This is a genomic window from Mesobacillus subterraneus, from assembly GCF_023715485.1.
GTDB classification, from domain to species: Bacteria; Bacillota; Bacilli; order Bacillales; family Cytobacillaceae; genus Mesobacillus; species Mesobacillus subterraneus_B.
In genome coordinates, this window is record NZ_JAMBOF010000001.1 from 176142 (window position 1) to 191799 (window position 15658).

14 protein-coding genes are annotated in these 15658 nt (G+C 45.9%); 12 read left to right on the forward strand and 2 right to left on the reverse strand.

The window, feature by feature from the left end; genetic code table 11:
- Window positions 1–118 precede the first annotated feature (118 nt).
- Entirely contained in the window at window positions 119–376 is a 258-nt protein-coding gene (locus M3204_RS00920; RefSeq protein ID WP_251477209.1) for a DUF3949 domain-containing protein, read from the reverse strand.
- Window positions 377–635: 259 nt separating this feature from the next.
- Here M3204_RS00920 and M3204_RS00925 point away from each other — a divergent pair, with 259 nt between their 5' ends.
- The 11 genes from M3204_RS00925 (at window position 636) to M3204_RS00975 (ending at window position 10560) form a co-directional block, all read left to right on the forward strand.
- Window positions 636–1880, forward strand: coding sequence for a substrate-binding domain-containing protein (locus M3204_RS00925; protein ID WP_251477210.1), 1245 nt, complete (start codon window positions 636–638; stop codon window positions 1878–1880).
- Between the two features lie 115 nt (window positions 1881–1995).
- A complete protein-coding gene (locus M3204_RS00930) occupies window positions 1996–2769 on the forward strand; it encodes an ABC transporter ATP-binding protein (protein ID WP_251477211.1) in 774 nt (257 codons plus the stop codon).
- Window positions 2747–3454 carry an ABC transporter ATP-binding protein gene (locus M3204_RS00935; RefSeq protein ID WP_251477213.1) on the forward strand — a complete coding sequence of 236 codons (708 nt, stop codon included), beginning with the start codon at window positions 2747–2749 and terminating at the stop codon, window positions 3452–3454. Before M3204_RS00930 ends, M3204_RS00935 begins: the two co-directional genes overlap by 23 nt.
- A gap of 17 nt (window positions 3455–3471) precedes the next feature.
- Window positions 3472–4332, forward strand: a complete 861-nt coding sequence (locus M3204_RS00940) for a branched-chain amino acid ABC transporter permease (protein WP_251477215.1) — start codon at window positions 3472–3474, stop codon at window positions 4330–4332.
- Between the two features lie 7 nt (window positions 4333–4339).
- Complete coding sequence (locus M3204_RS00945) at window positions 4340–5353, forward strand: branched-chain amino acid ABC transporter permease (RefSeq protein ID WP_251477217.1); 1014 nt, start codon at window positions 4340–4342, stop codon at window positions 5351–5353.
- Window positions 5350–5532 carry a hypothetical protein gene (locus tag M3204_RS00950; RefSeq protein WP_251477219.1) on the forward strand — a complete coding sequence of 61 codons (183 nt, stop codon included), beginning with the start codon at window positions 5350–5352 and terminating at the stop codon, window positions 5530–5532. The genes M3204_RS00945 and M3204_RS00950 overlap by 4 nt, the downstream gene beginning before the upstream one ends.
- An 82-nt stretch (window positions 5533–5614) precedes the next feature.
- Window positions 5615–6631 (forward strand): 3-oxoacyl-ACP synthase, encoded by a 1017-nt coding sequence (locus M3204_RS00955; protein ID WP_251477221.1) that lies wholly within the window; start codon window positions 5615–5617, stop codon window positions 6629–6631.
- Window positions 6631–7533, forward strand: coding sequence for an intracellular short-chain-length polyhydroxyalkanoate depolymerase (gene phaZ, locus M3204_RS00960; protein ID WP_251477224.1), 903 nt, complete (start codon window positions 6631–6633; stop codon window positions 7531–7533). Before M3204_RS00955 ends, phaZ begins: the two co-directional genes overlap by 1 nt.
- Window positions 7534–7545: 12 nt before the next feature.
- Window positions 7546–8286, forward strand: a complete 741-nt coding sequence (fabG, locus tag M3204_RS00965) for a 3-oxoacyl-ACP reductase FabG (RefSeq protein ID WP_251477227.1) — start codon at window positions 7546–7548, stop codon at window positions 8284–8286.
- A 273-nt stretch (window positions 8287–8559) separates the two neighbouring features.
- Window positions 8560–8889: a hydrolase gene (locus M3204_RS00970; RefSeq protein WP_251477229.1), complete on the forward strand. Its 330-nt coding sequence runs from the start codon at window positions 8560–8562 to the stop codon at window positions 8887–8889.
- 150 nt (window positions 8890–9039) lie between these two features.
- Complete coding sequence (locus tag M3204_RS00975) at window positions 9040–10560, forward strand: class I adenylate-forming enzyme family protein (RefSeq protein ID WP_251477232.1); 1521 nt, start codon at window positions 9040–9042, stop codon at window positions 10558–10560.
- 106 nt (window positions 10561–10666) lie between these two features.
- Here the strand turns inward: M3204_RS00975 and M3204_RS00980 are convergent, their stop codons facing one another.
- Window positions 10667–11827, reverse strand: coding sequence for an MFS transporter (locus M3204_RS00980; RefSeq protein ID WP_435367713.1), 1161 nt, complete (start codon window positions 11825–11827; stop codon window positions 10667–10669).
- A 254-nt stretch (window positions 11828–12081) separates the two neighbouring features.
- Between M3204_RS00980 and addB the strand changes: the two genes are divergently transcribed.
- The gene (gene addB, locus M3204_RS00985; RefSeq protein ID WP_251477235.1) at window positions 12082–15657 is read left to right on the forward strand and encodes a helicase-exonuclease AddAB subunit AddB; all 3576 of its coding nucleotides are present in this window, start codon (window positions 12082–12084) and stop codon (window positions 15655–15657) included.
- The last annotated feature ends 1 nt before the right edge of the window (window position 15658 follow it).

Genomic DNA, 15658 nt, shown 5'->3' on the forward strand with positions numbered 1-15658 from the left:
ATGAGTTTTAATCTTGTATTCCCTGTTCAGCAACCTCTTCGAAAAAAGCTCGAAGTTAAGAAGAATGTGTGATGGAAACAAAGGTCGAAAAACAACAATCTATGCGAAAACAGCCTCATTAACGATAGCGATATTTATAAATCAACCCTGCCAGAATACTAGCTGGAATGAATAATACATTCGACTGGAGGTTCATATGCAGGACCTCTTCCTGGACAGGCATTTTTTCAAACACTTCATTTTGTGACAACTTCTGTTCTTCCTTCAATTTCTTCATTTCTTTTATATACCTATACTGGATGGGTGTCATGATTGCAGTTGACACAATAAACAAGAACGCGAAAATGCTCCCTAGTATGACGAATACAGAATCCATGGCCGCTGCCTCCTTTGTGCTTCTTATATGAATACGGAATAATGTCCCAGTAAGTTTCATATAAACCTATACTCTACTGAATTTTCCACATGATTCAATTGAACTTTTCACTGGTTTAAGCTCAAAGGTCTTCAAGTTCCCCTGCCTTTTCAGGATTGGCAAAAGCTCTCTTGCCCGTGTAACTCATTTGTAACTGCAGTTACTTAAGATGATGTCAAAGCTTCGTGAGCTTTGTAATCATATTGAAGGGGGAAAGGAAATGAAAGCTGCAAAACGGAATATTGCTTTATCTTTTATCCTAATTTTTGTCTTGTTGTTTGCAAGTGCCTGCAGTGGATCGGGAACAGAGAAATCGGGAGGTACTGCAGGGAAAGATGGAAAAGACGAACCAAAGAATAGCGAACCGATCAAGATTGGTGTCCTTGCATCTCAAACTGGCGGACTTGAGGCTTATGGCAAGCAAACGCTCCGCGGATTCGAACTTGGGCTGGAATATGCGACTGACGGAACAAACGAAGTAGCCGGCCGTAAAATTGAATTCATCGTAGAAGATACGGAAACGAAACCGGAAGTGGCTGTCCAGAAAGCGACTAAGCTTCTTGAAGAAGATAAAGTTGACTTCCTTGTCGGGTCATCAAGTTCAGGTGACACTCTGGCTGTACTGCCATTAGCCGAGGAATATGAAAAGATCATGGTTGTTGAACCAGCGGTTGCAGACAGCATTACAGGATCTGAATTCAATGAATATATTTTCCGTACGGCACGTAACTCCTCGCAGGATGCAGTGGCAGGAGCTGCGGCGATTGCAAAGAAAGGCGTAAAGATTGCAACTCTTGCTCCTGATTACGCTTTTGGACGTGATGGTGTTGCGGCATTTAAAGAGGCTGCCGAAAAATTGGGTGCAGAGATCATTCATGAAGAATACGCAGATCCAGCTGCAACTGATTTCACATCTAATATTCAAAAGATTGTTGATAAAAAGCCAGATTACTTATTTGTAGTATGGGCCGGCGCTAATTCTCCATGGAACCAGATTGCAGACATGAAGGTCCAGGAAAAAGGAATTAAAATCTCAACGGGTGCTCCTGATATTGCTGCCCTTGCTACTATGCAGCCGCTGGTTGGCATGGAAGGCTTCACTGTTTACTACCATGATCTTCCGCAAAATGATATTAACAAATGGCTCGTCGAAGAACATAAAAAGCGTTTTAACGGTGAGCTTCCAGACTTATTTACTCCAGGCGGAATGAGCGCCGCAATGGCCATTGTAGAAGCACTGAAGAAAACAGAGGGAGATACCGACTCCAAGAAATTAATCAAAACGATGGAAGGGATGAGCTTTGATACGCCAAAAGGCAAGATGACTTTCCGTGAAGAAGACCATCAGGCGCTTCAGGCACTATACGCAATCAAGCTTGAGAAAAAGGATGGAGTAGATTATCCAGTTCCGGTCCTGATCCGTGAACTTTCTCCTGAAGAAACTGCTCCTCCTGTCCGCAACTAACAGCAATCATAATGAACTTCGGTAAACCAGCCGGAGTTCATTATGTTTTTTCAAATGGCTGATTTTCCGCAATCTCATTGGACTCATTTTAATCAAATCCAGGGTGGTGAACCAGATGACGGCAATTTTAGAGACAAAAGACTTGAGCATTACTTTTGGAGGCCATACGGCAGTGGATTCTGTCAGCATTGCGGTCCCACATAACCATTTTAAATCGATCATCGGACCGAACGGGGCAGGGAAAACGACATTCTTTAACCTCCTGAGCGGCCAGCTTATGCCGTCAAAAGGACAGGTCTTGTATAAAGGAAGCGAAATCACAAAGCTCTCTCCAACTAAAAGGACGAGGGCAGGGATCGGCAGGTCCTTCCAGATTACCAACGTATTCCCGAATCTGACCGTAATGGAAAATGTCCGGCTTGCTGTCCAGTCACATGCAGGTGTCCGCTATCAAATGCTGAAGCACTTCCGGTCTTTCGATAAATTCGAACAGGAGGCAGAAGAGTGGCTGAAGCTCGTTCTGCTAGATGACAAAAAGGATGCGCTCGCACGGAATCTTGCGCACGGTGAAAAAAGGAAGCTTGAGATCGCGATGCTGCTTGCCCTGAATACCGAGGTGCTCTTGCTAGATGAACCGACCGCGGGCATGTCGCTCGAGGAGGTGCCAGCGATCCTTGATGTAATCCGAAAAATTAAACAACGGGGCGATCGGACAATCATCTTGATCGAGCACAAAATGGATATGATCATGGACCTTTCCGATTCAATCATGGTGTTGTTCAACGGTGCCCTTCTGGCCGATGGAACACCTGAAGAAATAATGAAAAATGAAATGGTCCAGTCTGCATATTTGGGAGGTTTGCATAGTGAGCACACTGCTAAAGCTTGACCAGGTCGAAACGTTCATCGGCCAGTACCATATCCTTCAGGGTGTTTCATTTGAAGTGCCGAAGGGAGAAGTAACCGTCCTGCTGGGCCGGAACGGCGCAGGCAAAACGACTACCTTAAGGACGATCATGGGCTTGAACCAGGCTTCAAAAGGCTCGATTCAATATAAAGGGGGAGAGATCAAGGGATTGGCGACCTACTCAATCGCAAATCAAGGGATAGGCTACGTTCCTGAAGACCAGGGGATTTTTGCGGATCTTACAGTCGAAGAAAATATAAAGGTGGCCGTTAAAAAAGAAAATGATGAGACACGCCAGCGGCTGGATTGGATCCTTAATCTCTTCCCTGACTTGAAGAAGTTTTGGAAAAAGCCTGGCGGACTTCTAAGTGGCGGACAAAAACAGATGCTTGCGATTGCGCGGGCGTATGTCAACGACAATGAACTTCTGCTGATTGACGAGCCAAGCAAGGGCCTTGCACCGATCGTTGTCGAGAAAGTAATGGAATCGATCCAGCAAATGAAAGAAAAAACAACGATCATTCTTGTCGAGCAAAACTTCATGATGGCCAGCACGATTGGCGACAGCTTTTATATCATCGATGACGGCCGGACTGTTTCAAACGGTTCAATGAATATCCTTAGGGATGACGAAGAAATGCGCAGGAAATATCTCGGCATTGCATAGGGAAGGAGGAAGAAAGAATGGATGTGTTAATTAGCCTGAGCCTGAATGGCCTTGCCACTGGAATGCTGATCTTCCTTCTGGCCGCCGGACTGACTTTGATCTTTGGCTTGATGGATGTGCTTAATTTTGCCCACGGCGGATTATTTGCCTGGGGTGCCTACAGCGGCATCTGGATTTATACTTCCACAGGCAGTTTTCTAATCGGGATTATCGGAGCAATAATTGCTGGGATGATCCTTGGTATCGTTACCGAGCGCTGGATCATTAAGCCTGTTTACGGGAACCACGTCCAGCAAATTTTGATCACCCTTGGTTTGATGCTCGTTTTATCTGAAATGTTAAAAGTGGTTTGGGGACCGAACCAGATTTCGGCAACAACGCCAGACTACCTGTCAGGAAGCTGGGAGGTTGGCAACGTCATCATCATTAAATACCGCGCATTCATTATCGCAGTAGGATTTACGGTGTTCCTGCTCGTTCAATTCCTGCTTAAAAAGACAAAAATCGGCCTCGTGGTCCGTGCTGGTGTCATGAACAAGGAAATGGTCCAGTCGCTGGGCATCAACATCCAGAAGGTCTTCATGTTTGTGTTCATGATTGGGGCAGGCATGGCAGCCCTTGGCGGAATGCTTCTCGGACCATATTCAGGCGTCATTTATGCCGATATGGGCATGGAATTCGCGATCCTGGCGTTCATCGTAGTTGTTATCGGGGGAATGGGAAGCTTTTCTGGATCGGTTATGGCTGCGATTTTAGTCGGTCTGTCAGGGTCTTTCATGGCCTATTATGTCCCTGACCTTGCGCTGGCGGCAAATATGCTGCTGATGGCCGTCGTGTTAATTTTCAGGCCTCAGGGCTTGTTCGGGGCAAAGGGGTGAGCGGGCAATGACAAAAGTTTTTTCAAACAACCGGATGAATATTTTTTATATGATAGTGGCATTGTTTTTAGCTGTGCTTCCGTTTGTCTATGATTCAAGAAGCACGCTGATCCTGCTTTCTCAGGTATTCATCTTTGCTGTGCTGGCGATGAGCTACGATATACTGCTTGGCTATACAGGTATCGTCTCATTTGGCCATGCGATGTTTTTTGGAATTGGTGCCTACACGGTAGGCGTATTCATGAAACGATTTGAGCCCGAAACAAGCTACTTCCTGCTCGCTGTATTGGTAACAATTTTATTGACGGCGGTTGTCAGCTATATTGTCGGCCTGCTGACACTGCGGCTGAAGAGCCATTTCTATGCAATGCTTACAATGGCGTTTGCCGGGCTGTTCCTGGTCCTCGCTGAAAAATGGCGGACAGTCACTTATGGGAATGACGGTTTTACGTTCAGGGTGCCAGAGTTTTTGCGGGATCGGACAGACTTTTACTTGATATGCCTTGCTTCAATGGTGATTGTTTTCATTTTGTTAAAAAGGTTCACGAATTCCCCGCTCGGAAAGGTGCTCCAGGCAATCAGGGAAAATGAGCAGCGTACGGAATCACTTGGATACAGCGTTTTACAGTATAAGGTCATTGCCAGTGTCGTGTCAGGAGTACTGGCCGGCATAGCTGGGATTTTATATGCTGTTTCATTGCGATTTGTAAACACGAGTGTGTTCACGATGGATATCACGCTCGATGCTTTGCTGATGACGATCATCGGAGGAGTCGGAACGCTTGTCGGAGCCATCATCGGTGCGGGGATCATCGAGTTTTCACATCACTGGCTGACAGAGCTGGCAAAAGTCCACTGGATTTTCGAAAGATGGATCATCTTTTTCGGTATCATTTATATCCTGGCCGTCATGTTTTTCCCGATGGGCATCGTCGGTTCCTTGCAGAAGCTGAAATTCGGCAGGAAAAAAAAGACGTCCGCTCCGGTTAAATCAGAAGCGGTAAGCCAGGGTGATTCATGATGGTAACGAAGCAAGTCACATCATTCGTGCTTCGCTTCCAGCTCGCCGATATTGAAACGGACAGCGGCACAAAATGCTGGCGTGTCAAGGTCACCCATGTACAGGAGGAAAAAGAAGCATTATTTGATTCCGTCGAATCTGCGATGGAATTCATCAAGGAAATTGTGGGAGAGTCGTAGTTTTGCTGTTTACAATAACTGCGAAATCCTCAAGGCACTGCTGTTAAAAGCAGTGTCGCGGTTTTCAAGGAGGGAAGTACAGGTGCAAATTGGAATTGTCAGTACGGGGATTTATCTTCCTGAAACCTATATTACAGGTGCGGAAATTGCGAGATTGGCAGGAATTCCTGAAGCAGTTGTGGAAGAAAAGATGGGAATCAAGAAAAAGCCGGTGCCGGGACCAGGTGACCATACATGCGAGATGGGAATCAAGGCTGCCCGTATTGCAATTGACAAAGCAGGCATTGATCCGATGGGAATCGACCTCGTCATCTACATAGGCGAGGAATACAAGGAATATCCATTATGGACCGCAGGTATTAAACTGCAGGAAGAAATCGGCGCCAGGAACGCATGGGCTTTTGATGCCGCATTAAGATGCGGCACGACGGTCATGGCCTTGAAGCTTGCAAAAGGAATGATGCTATCAGATTCATGTATCAATACAGTCCTGCTTGCGGGCGGATACCGCAACGGTGATTTCATAGATTATCAGAATCCGAGGACGAGGTTCATGTACAATCTTGGAGCGGGCGGCGGTGCGATTTTATTGAAAAAAGGCCATGATGGGAATCTTCTGCTTGAAACAGAAATGATTACTGATGGTTCTTTTTCCGAGGATGTCGTAGTCGTGGCAGGCGGTACGAAAAATCCAATGTCTCGGGAGAATCTCGAGCGCGGACTGTACCAGCTCGATGTCCTTGACCCTAAGGGAATGAAGGAACGACTCGAGAAAAAGTCGATGGGTAATTTCCTTGATGTAATCAGGAACTCAGTTGAGAGAAGCGGTTATAAAGAACGAGACATATCCTACGTCGGCATGCTTCATATGAAGAGGTCCGCTCATGATTATGTTTTGCGGGAGCTTGGTCTGAAAGACACAAATTCAATTTATCTGGAAGATTACGGGCACATCGGCCAGATAGATCAGATTCTATCACTGGAACTGGCTGAAAAGTCAGGGAAGCTGAAGGATGGCGATATAGCCGTGCTCGTCAGTGCTGGGATCGGCTATGCCTGGGGAGCAACAACCATACGCTGGGGGAAGGGTGAGTTGTAATGGAAACAACGGTAGTTGAGATTAAAAAAATTGATTTGCCCAACGGGGAGACAATCGCTTACCGGGAACGGGCTGGCGGCGTCAAAAACGTGCTTTTGATCCACGGCAACATGACATCATCCAAGCATTGGGATTTGCTGATTGATGAAATGAACCCTGAGTATAAGATTGTTGCTCTCGATTTGAGAGGGTTTGGTGAATCAAGCTACCATAAGCCAATCATGTCGATCAAGGATTTTTCTGACGATGTAAAACGGTTCGTGGATGAGATTGGCCTGAAGGATTTTTCAGTCATTGGCTGGTCCACAGGCGGGGCAGTTGGAATGCAGTTTGTCGCGGATAACCCTGGATTATGCGACAAGCTTGTTCTGCTCGCGTCAGCCTCCACACGAGGATATCCATTCTTTGGAACAAGCCCTGAAGGTTTGCCGGATGTGAACAACAGGCTTGTGACTTATGAGGATGTAAAAGCGGATCCGGGAAAAACAATCGCCGTCCAAACAGCTTACGACCAGGAAAATCGAGGGTTTTTAAAGGCAATGTGGAATATGCTTATCTATACCCATCGCCAGCCCGTAGAAAGCCATTATGATGAGTATGTCGATGATATGCTTACCCAGCGCAATCTGGCAGAAGTCTATTATTCTCTTAACACATTTAATATCAGTGCTGTCAATAATGGATTGAAGGAAGGCACTGACCAGGTGAAAGACATAAGAATTCCCGTACTCGTGCTCCGTGGCGATCGAGACCTAGTTGTCACAGAGCGAATGACAGCTGAGATTGTCGAAGATTTTGAGGGCCGCGCTAGATTTGTGGAATTGAAGGATTGCGGACATTCGCCGTTAGTGGATGACTTAGAGCAGCTGCAAAAGGAAATTGAAGGATTTTTAGCTGAATAGGAAGGTGCTTTTATGAGATTGAAAGATAAAGTAGCAATTATTACAGGAGCCGCGAACGGAATCGGACTCGCGGCGGCCAAGACTTTTGCGGTTGAAGGCGCAAAGGTGGCGATGGCTGATTTTGACGAGGCAACAGGTTCCCAGCGTGCCGCAGAATTAACGGAAGAAGGCTTTGAGGTCGCCTTTTTTCAGGTGAACGTCGCTGACCGAAGCAGCGTCGATACAATGGTCCAAAGCGTTCTGGGCAACTTTGGCAAGATTGATATTTTAATAAACAATGCTGGCATCACCAGGGACGGGATGCTCCACAAGCTTGCAGTTGAGGACTTCCAAAAGGTCGTTGACGTCAACCTGACTGGTGTGTTCAATTGCGCCCAGGCTGTAGTGCCAGCCATGGTCCAGCAAGGTTCCGGGAAGATTATCAATACTTCCTCTGTATCCGGGGTGTATGGAAATGTCGGGCAGACCAACTATGCTGCCACAAAAGCAGGCGTCGTCGGGATGACAAAGACCTGGGCAAAAGAACTGGGCCGCAAAGGGATCAACGTCAATGCAGTAGCACCAGGCTTCATCGAAACTGGCATGACTGCCAAAGTACCTGAGAAAGTACTAGAGCAAATGAAGATGCTCGTCCCGCTTGGAAGACTCGGATTGCCCCAAGACATCGCAAACGCCTACCTATTCCTGGCGTCAGACGAATCCAATTATGTAAACGGCACCACCCTCCATGTAGATGGCGGTATCATGATGTAATTTAAAAAAGTGCACTCGTTGCGCTTTTTTTATTTGGGATTGAGAGTGGGCTTAAGAAAATTTATTATAACTATTAAACCGGGATTAAAGCTGCTTGATTACTTGGGTCAATCTCAGAAGAGCAGAAATAATCACTGGTTTGGAGGGAGAGCATTGCAAATTAGCTTTACTTTCAGGACTTACACACCACCTCGTTTAATTACCAAACAATAAAAGGTTAAATCGCCCGCAAAAGTGGTAAACAGTAATTAAAAAATGAACGAGGTGCTGTACATGGAAGAAGCAAAGCAAAAATACTACTTTAACATAGAAAGCGGCGAGGTATTGGACAAGCCTGCTGAGCCTGAGGGCCATTTTACCCTATTCGCCACCGGAGAGGAAATCAAGGATTTCCGCGAATACCTTAGAGAAAACTATAAAGCGGATTGGGCGACTTTTGGCAATGCGCATCTTCCTTTCAACGAACCGGATCGGGAACATGCTGAATATGACAATACGATGAAAGGAATTTACGCGATGGTCTATAAGCTTGGCGATGCCGAAGCAAAGAATCATGTGAAAAACATGGGAATTTTAACAGAGGACGAGTTCAATAGATATTAAATGGAGGACATCATAGCCAGAGGCTGTGGTGTTTCTTTATGGCTGTTTCCGGCATAAAATGTTGTTTTTCGAACAAAGAAAACTGTAACTATCCTGTAACTCTCATTTTCTAAAATGGATTTATCAAGAACGAGAGAGGGAGAGATTGCGGTGAGGTGTGAGCTCGATTGGCTGGAATCAAGAGCGAGATTGACACCGGAGGCTGCAGCAATTGCTGATGCCGAGTCGAATCAAGCCTGGACTTATAAGGAAGTCAACGATCGGGCTAAAGCAATCGCGATTTGGCTGCAGGAAGAAGGGGTTAATAAGGGAGACAGGGTCGCTCTGCTGGCGCCGAACGGGATTAGTTATTTTGATTTGCTGTTTGCATGCGGTAAGATTGGCGCTATTTTTGTTCCGCTTAACTGGAGGCTGTCCGTTGATGAAATAGCCTATATTATAAAAGATAGTGAGCCAAGTATTTTGGCCTTTCATTCTAATTTTGCAAAGGAAGTAACAATGATCTGGGAGCAGGAGGAGCACTGCATTCCCATTGATGGGTCACGTTATAAAATGCTGATTGACCAATGTGCCGGCCTGCAATTCAAAAATGAAACAGTGGTTGAAGAAGACCCGCTTGCGATGATTTATACAGGGGGGACGACCGGAAACCCGAAAGGGGCGGTCCTGTCCCACCGTGCGATCATCTGGAATGGTATCTCAACGATTGTGAGCTGGAACCTGACGCATGAAGACAGGACGGTGACATATTTGCCGCTGTTCCATACAGGCGGATTGAATGCTCTTTCGATCCCGATCCTGATGGCTGGCGGAACGGTTGTGCTTGCGAGGGACTTTATCCCGGAGAAGGCTATTGAGAATTTAATAAAGTTTAAATGTACAATCGTCCTGTTCGTCCCGACGATGCATCATATGCTTGTAAAATCGAAACTCTTCCACAAAGCAGAATTCAGGGATATGAAAATATTTTTATCAGGAGGCGCGCCTTGCCCGCTCGAAATCTACGAAGCGTTCAAGCAGAAAGGAATGGCGTTCAAAGAGGGATACGGACTTACGGAAGCGGGCCCGAATAATTTTTATATTGACCCTTCTGAAGCGGATGTGAAAAGAGGGTCTGTCGGCAAGCCGATGCTGTTTAATTCGGTAAAAATATTAAATGAGGACGGCAATGAAACTGGACCAGGAGAGGTTGGAGAGCTTGCGATTCAAGGAAATCACTCATTCTCGTACTACTGGAAAAATACTGGTGCGACTGATGACACGTTAAAGGATGGATGGCTGATTACAGGTGACCTCGCCAAAAGAGACGAAGATGGCTATTACTACATTGTCGGCAGGAAAAAAGAAATGATCATCACGGGCGGAGAAAATGTCTACCCTCTTGAAATCGAGCACTGGCTTTATTCGCACCCTTCGATTCAGGAAGCAGCCGTGATTGGGGTACCGGATGAGAAGTGGGGTGAAGTAGTTACCGCTTATGTGGTTTTGGAGGAGGGGCTCTCCCTTTCTGAGGATGACGCCAAAGCTTATTGCAGGCAGAAGCTTGGAGGCTATAAAGTTCCAAAACAAATATATTTCATTAACCGGATGCCCAAAACTCACATCGGGAAAATCGACAAGAAGCAGCTGAAGGAAGACGCACTGGTTAAAAAGCAGAAACCAGTTAGCTAATAAACAGGATTTTGGAATATATGAGTATTTTCAGGAATATCCGTACTTGATTTCGGAATATATATAGGGAATATCCACTTCAAACAGCATCTGAAGAAAAGGCATTTCAGCCGGCATCTGCCGACCGGAATGCCTTTTCTTTTATAAATAAGCACAAAACAATATTAAACATAAACAGCAAGGATAAAAGCAGCAGAACCCCATTAAACGGCAACAGTGCTGCTGCAGGCGGAGCAAGACTGGCGCCGATTAAAAGAATGAATGAATAGAGCGAAAGTGCTTTGGCCCGCTGGCTGACGCCGAAAAAGCCTATCAACGTAATCACGGTCGGGATGACCAGCGAGATGGATGAGACAAATAAAATAGAAAACACTACCAAAGCTTCTGTTGTGTGAAAAAAAAGCAGCAAGGCAGCGCTTGAAGAACCGATGGCCAATCCGAAAATCAATGTCTTTAGCTCTCCCCATTTTTCGATCAATTTTCCTGTGAAAAGAGATAAGGTAGCTCCAATCAATCCAACAAGGCGAATCATCAGCAAATCGGACGCAGGCCCGGAGAAAAATCGGCCGATGGCATCATAAAAGGCAATGATCGCAAAGAGAAGAGAAAAAGTGATCATATAGCACTTTCTCAAGCGAGGATCATTCAGTAATTCAAAAAAGATTCGCGATAAAGGTTTTCTGTCCACGGCTTGAGCGGGTGATTCTGAAAGGACAATAAAAGCAGTGACAAATAGAATGAAATAGACCGCGGAGAAAAAAATATAGACGCTGTTCCAGGAAAAAAGATTGGCTAGGAAGTCACTGGCGACCTGGCCAAAGATTCCGGCGATCAAAAAGCCAGTATTGATTAAAACCACTAGAATCGTTCTTTGACGGAAAGTAAATAAATCGTAAGAATAAGCGAATGCGACTGAGGCGAAGGTCGCAAGAGTCATCCCTTGCAGCGATCGGGTAATCCACAGGCTGATTGAACCGGCTGAAAAGCCGACAGCAAGCGTAGTCAGAGCCGATGCTAAAAGACCGAAGACAAGGATTTTCCTCCGCCCTGTATAGTCTGATATAGGTCCAAACGACAACAGTCCGCAGGCATAGAATAGGGTGAACAGCCCGCCAGCCATGACAACATGGGATTCAGTAATTGCCAGATCTTCTGCTAACAAGGAATAGATGGGAATCAACGTATAAATATTGCTTGCGACCATGATCGCGCTAATTGTAAGCAAGATTGCCACTTTATGAAAAAATGTCATTGATTTCACGTTCATCACCTGCCAACAATAACATATGCTTCCGCCTATCATTTTGCAGGTTGTTTGGGAAAAATTAACGGGCGCATTGCTTCCAAAAAGGGAGGCAAAAAAGGTATAATTATTATTATACAGAACAATTGTTTGGCGAAAAGAAGACTATTCAAAGGCGCAAAAAAGCTGGCGCCTTTTCGACTTTTATTTTATAAAAATTAGTATGCTATCATCAACATAAGAGATTAATATTTTAACAGGGAGAAAGGGGAAGTCAGATGTCTGTGCGTATGGTACTAGGACGCTCGGGGAGCGGGAAAACCGAGCTGATCATTAAAGAAATAAAGGACAGGCTAATCGCTGACCCGCAGGGCGATCCGGTCATTTATCTGGTTCCTGAACAAATGTCGTTCTTATCCGAATACAGATTATCCACTGACCCTGAGTTAGGCGGAATGATTCGGGCCCAGGTATACAGCTTCCCGCGTCTGGCATGGAGAGTGCTTCAGGAAACCGGGGGATTCACGCGCCATCATTTGGACAGCGTCGGGATCAGCATGATGATCCGCAAGATTATCGAGGATAAAAAGGATAATTTGAAAATTTTCCAAAAGGCCGCTGATAAAAATGGCTTTGTCCAGCAAATGGAACAGATGCTGATTGAATTCAAGCGGTATGCCATTACACCTGAGGAAATCGGCGGAAAGATGGACGGCAGCACCGAGGGTAATAAGGCTCTTAAGGATAAAATCCACGACCTGGAGCTTGTTTACCGTCAATTTGAAGATGAGTTGTATGGCAAATACATCGACTCAGAAGATTACTTCAGGCTGCTTGCCGAAAAAGTGCCTGCTTCCCAGTATTTAAAAAACGCGGAAGTGTATATTGATGGATTTTACAACTTCACACCTCTAGAGTTGATGATCATTGACCAATTGATCGGCACATGCAAAAGAGTAACGATCGCGCTGCCAGTTGATAAGAATTTTAATGATGAACAGCCTGATGAACTGCATTTGTTCCGGGTCACGGGTGAAACGTGTCAAACCATCCATGAGATGATTAAGACAAAGGGGTATGAGCTGGAGGAAGAAGTCGTTTTGACTGGCCAGAGACGCTGGCAGGATGAATCGCTTAGGCATCTTGAAAGAGAGTTTGATTCGAGGCCGGCAGTCAGATTTCAAGGAGATGCTGCAATCCATATTACACAAGCTGCAAACAGAAGGGCCGAATTGGAAGGGGTTGCCCGGAAAATCCGCGGACTTGCAAGGGAGGAGGGCTATCGGTACCGTGATATTGCTGTATTCATGAGAGGAAGCGAATATCGTGAAGTGCTTGAGACGATCTTCGATGATTATGGACTCCCTTACTTTATCGATAAGAAGAGGAACATGCTGAACCATCCGTTGATCGAGCTTGTCCGTTCAAGCCTGGAAACGGTATTGGGCAATTGGCGTTATGAACCGATTTTCAGGGCAGTAAAAACGGACCTGCTGTTTCCTGAGGGATCAAATATAAATAAAAAGCGTGAACAGATGGATGTTCTTGAAAACTATGTTCTCGCGTATGGTATCCAAGGCGAAAAATGGACGAAAAAGGAACGCTGGAAATATAGAAGAATCAGAGGCCTTGAATATGACGGCGCTGTCCAGACAGATGCCGAAAAACAGATTGAAAAGGAATTGAATGACCTGAGACTCTTGATTACCGCACCGCTTCTGCGAATGGCGCGCCGCCTGAAGAGGGCAGATAATGGGAGAAAGCTTTCCGAGGCTGTTTATTTATTCATGGAGGAGCTGGACATTCCAGCTAAGCTTGAGCTCTGGAGACTGGCTGCTGAACAGGAAGGAAGACTTGTTGAAGCGAGAGAGCATGAACAGGCTTGGAACGCCGTTATTGACCTGCTCGACCAGTTTGTTGAGATGCTTGGAGATAGCAAGGTAGCTCCTAAGCAATTCGTTTCGATTCTTGATGCCGGTTTCGAATCGCTGAAGTTTTCGCTAATTCCGCCGGCGATTGATCAGGTGCTCGTCGCTGACCTTGAAAAGACCAGGCTCGCCGACATCAAAGTAGCATTTATCATTGGGGTCAATGAGGGAGTCCTTCCTGCGAAGATGACCGAGGATGGAATTTTCGGGGATGACGACCGGGAGCTTTTACAATCAAAAGGAGTAAAGCTTGCGCCGGGAAGCAAAACGAAGCTGCTTGATGAAAATTTCATTGCCTATAAGGCTTTTGTTACGCCTTCTGAGCAGCTTTATATCAGCTATCCAATCGCCAATGAGGAAGGAAAGGCATTGATGCCTTCTTCTTTCATCAAGAGGATGTCAGATCTTTTCCCAGAGCATCAACGCCATTTCTTCCTGCCAGATCCGTCGGAATTGCCCGAGCAGGAACAGCTGGAATACGCTGCAGGTGAAAATGTCGCCTTATCCTATTTGACTTCCCAGCTTCAGCTGAAAAAACGCAACTACCCTGTCTATGATTTGTGGTGGGATGTGTACGATTACTATATGAAGAACCATCGCTGGGCGGATACTGCCCGCAAGGTACTTTCCAGCCTTTTTTACGAAAATCGGGCAAAGCAGCTATCAGAAGCAGTCACAAAGGAGCTCTACGGAGAGCAAATCGAAGCAAGCGTATCGCGGATGGAGCTTTTCAACAGCTGTCCGTTCTCACATTATGTCCAGCATGGATTGAAGCTGCGAGACAGGCAGATATTCCGACTGGAGGCACCGGACATCGGAGACTTATTCCATGCGGCATTAAAAGAAATCGCCGAAACGGTAATGGAACAAAACCTGAGCTGGGCCAAGCTGACGAGAGCCCAGGCTGAGGAGCTAGCCCGTGATGCGGTGCAAAAACTAGCACCGAAATTGCAGAATGAAATTTTGCTCAGTTCGAACAGGCACCATTATATCAAGCAGAAACTGCAAAGTATTATCAGCCGTGCATCACTGATGTTAAGTGAACATGCGAAGGTCAGCGGGTTCTCCCCCGTTGGTCTTGAGCTCGGCTTTGGCCGCCAGGGAAAGCTGCCGCCGCTAGCGTTTTCACTGAAAAATGGCACGAGGATGGAATTGATGGGCCGTATCGACCGAGTCGATAAAGCAGAGGATGACCATGGTGTTTACCTAAGGGTTGTCGACTATAAATCTAGTGTGAAGGATGTCAATTTGACAGAGGTTTATCATGGAGTAGCGCTGCAGATGCTCACCTATCTGGACATCATCATCACCCATTCTCCATTATTGGTAGGAAGGCAGGCAGATCCTGCTGGAGTCCTGTACTTCCATGTCCATAACCCGATTGTCAATGCTTCCAAAATGCTTACGATTGAAGAAATAGAAGAGGAAATTCTCAAACGCTTCAAAATGAATGGACTGCTTCTTAACGATGAGAATGTCATCAGGCTAATGGACAAGAGTATGGACACAGGAAGCTCACAAATCATTTCCGCTGGTTTTAAGAAGGATGGAAACCTCCTTAAAAGCTCGAAGGTTGCCAGCAAGGAAGACTTTGATAATCTGAGACAATTCGTGCGGCAAAAGTATGTGGAAACTGGAAACGGCATTGTCAGCGGGATCGTGGATGTTTCACCTTATAAACTCAAAGACCGCGCACCATGTACATTCTGTTCCTTCAAGCCAGTATGCCAGTTTGACCAGGCAGTGGAATCGAATGACTTCAGGAAGCTGCCGGTCATCAAGAAGGACGATTTGCTTGAAGTGCTTCGCCATGATGAAAGCCTTAAGGCAGATGATGGTTTGCCTGTAAGTTCTGATAGATTAGAGGAAATAAAGAAGCTCGATATCCTGGCATCAATCGGAGAGGAGGAAGAGGATCTTGGCTAAA

Bases quoted from the DNA above. Each gene is read 5' to 3' on its own strand.
- addB (WP_251477235.1), top strand. From the start codon at position 12,082: ATGTCTGTGCGTATGGTACTAGGACGCTCGGGGAGCGGGAAAACCGAG.
- M3204_RS00950 (WP_251477219.1), top strand. From the start codon at position 5,350: ATGATGGTAACGAAGCAAGTCACATCATTCGTGCTTCGCTTCCAGCTC.
- M3204_RS00930 (WP_251477211.1), top strand. From the start codon at position 1,996: ATGACGGCAATTTTAGAGACAAAAGACTTGAGCATTACTTTTGGAGGC.
- M3204_RS00980 (WP_435367713.1), bottom strand. From the start codon at position 11,827: ATGAACGTGAAATCAATGACATTTTTTCATAAAGTGGCAATCTTGCTT.
- M3204_RS00945 (WP_251477217.1), top strand. From the start codon at position 4,340: ATGACAAAAGTTTTTTCAAACAACCGGATGAATATTTTTTATATGATA.
- M3204_RS00970 (WP_251477229.1), top strand. From the start codon at position 8,560: ATGGAAGAAGCAAAGCAAAAATACTACTTTAACATAGAAAGCGGCGAG.
- M3204_RS00940 (WP_251477215.1), top strand. From the start codon at position 3,472: ATGGATGTGTTAATTAGCCTGAGCCTGAATGGCCTTGCCACTGGAATG.
- phaZ (WP_251477224.1), top strand. From the start codon at position 6,631: ATGGAAACAACGGTAGTTGAGATTAAAAAAATTGATTTGCCCAACGGG.
- M3204_RS00920 (WP_251477209.1), bottom strand. From the start codon at position 376: ATGGATTCTGTATTCGTCATACTAGGGAGCATTTTCGCGTTCTTGTTT.
- M3204_RS00925 (WP_251477210.1), top strand. From the start codon at position 636: ATGAAAGCTGCAAAACGGAATATTGCTTTATCTTTTATCCTAATTTTT.
- fabG (WP_251477227.1), top strand. From the start codon at position 7,546: ATGAGATTGAAAGATAAAGTAGCAATTATTACAGGAGCCGCGAACGGA.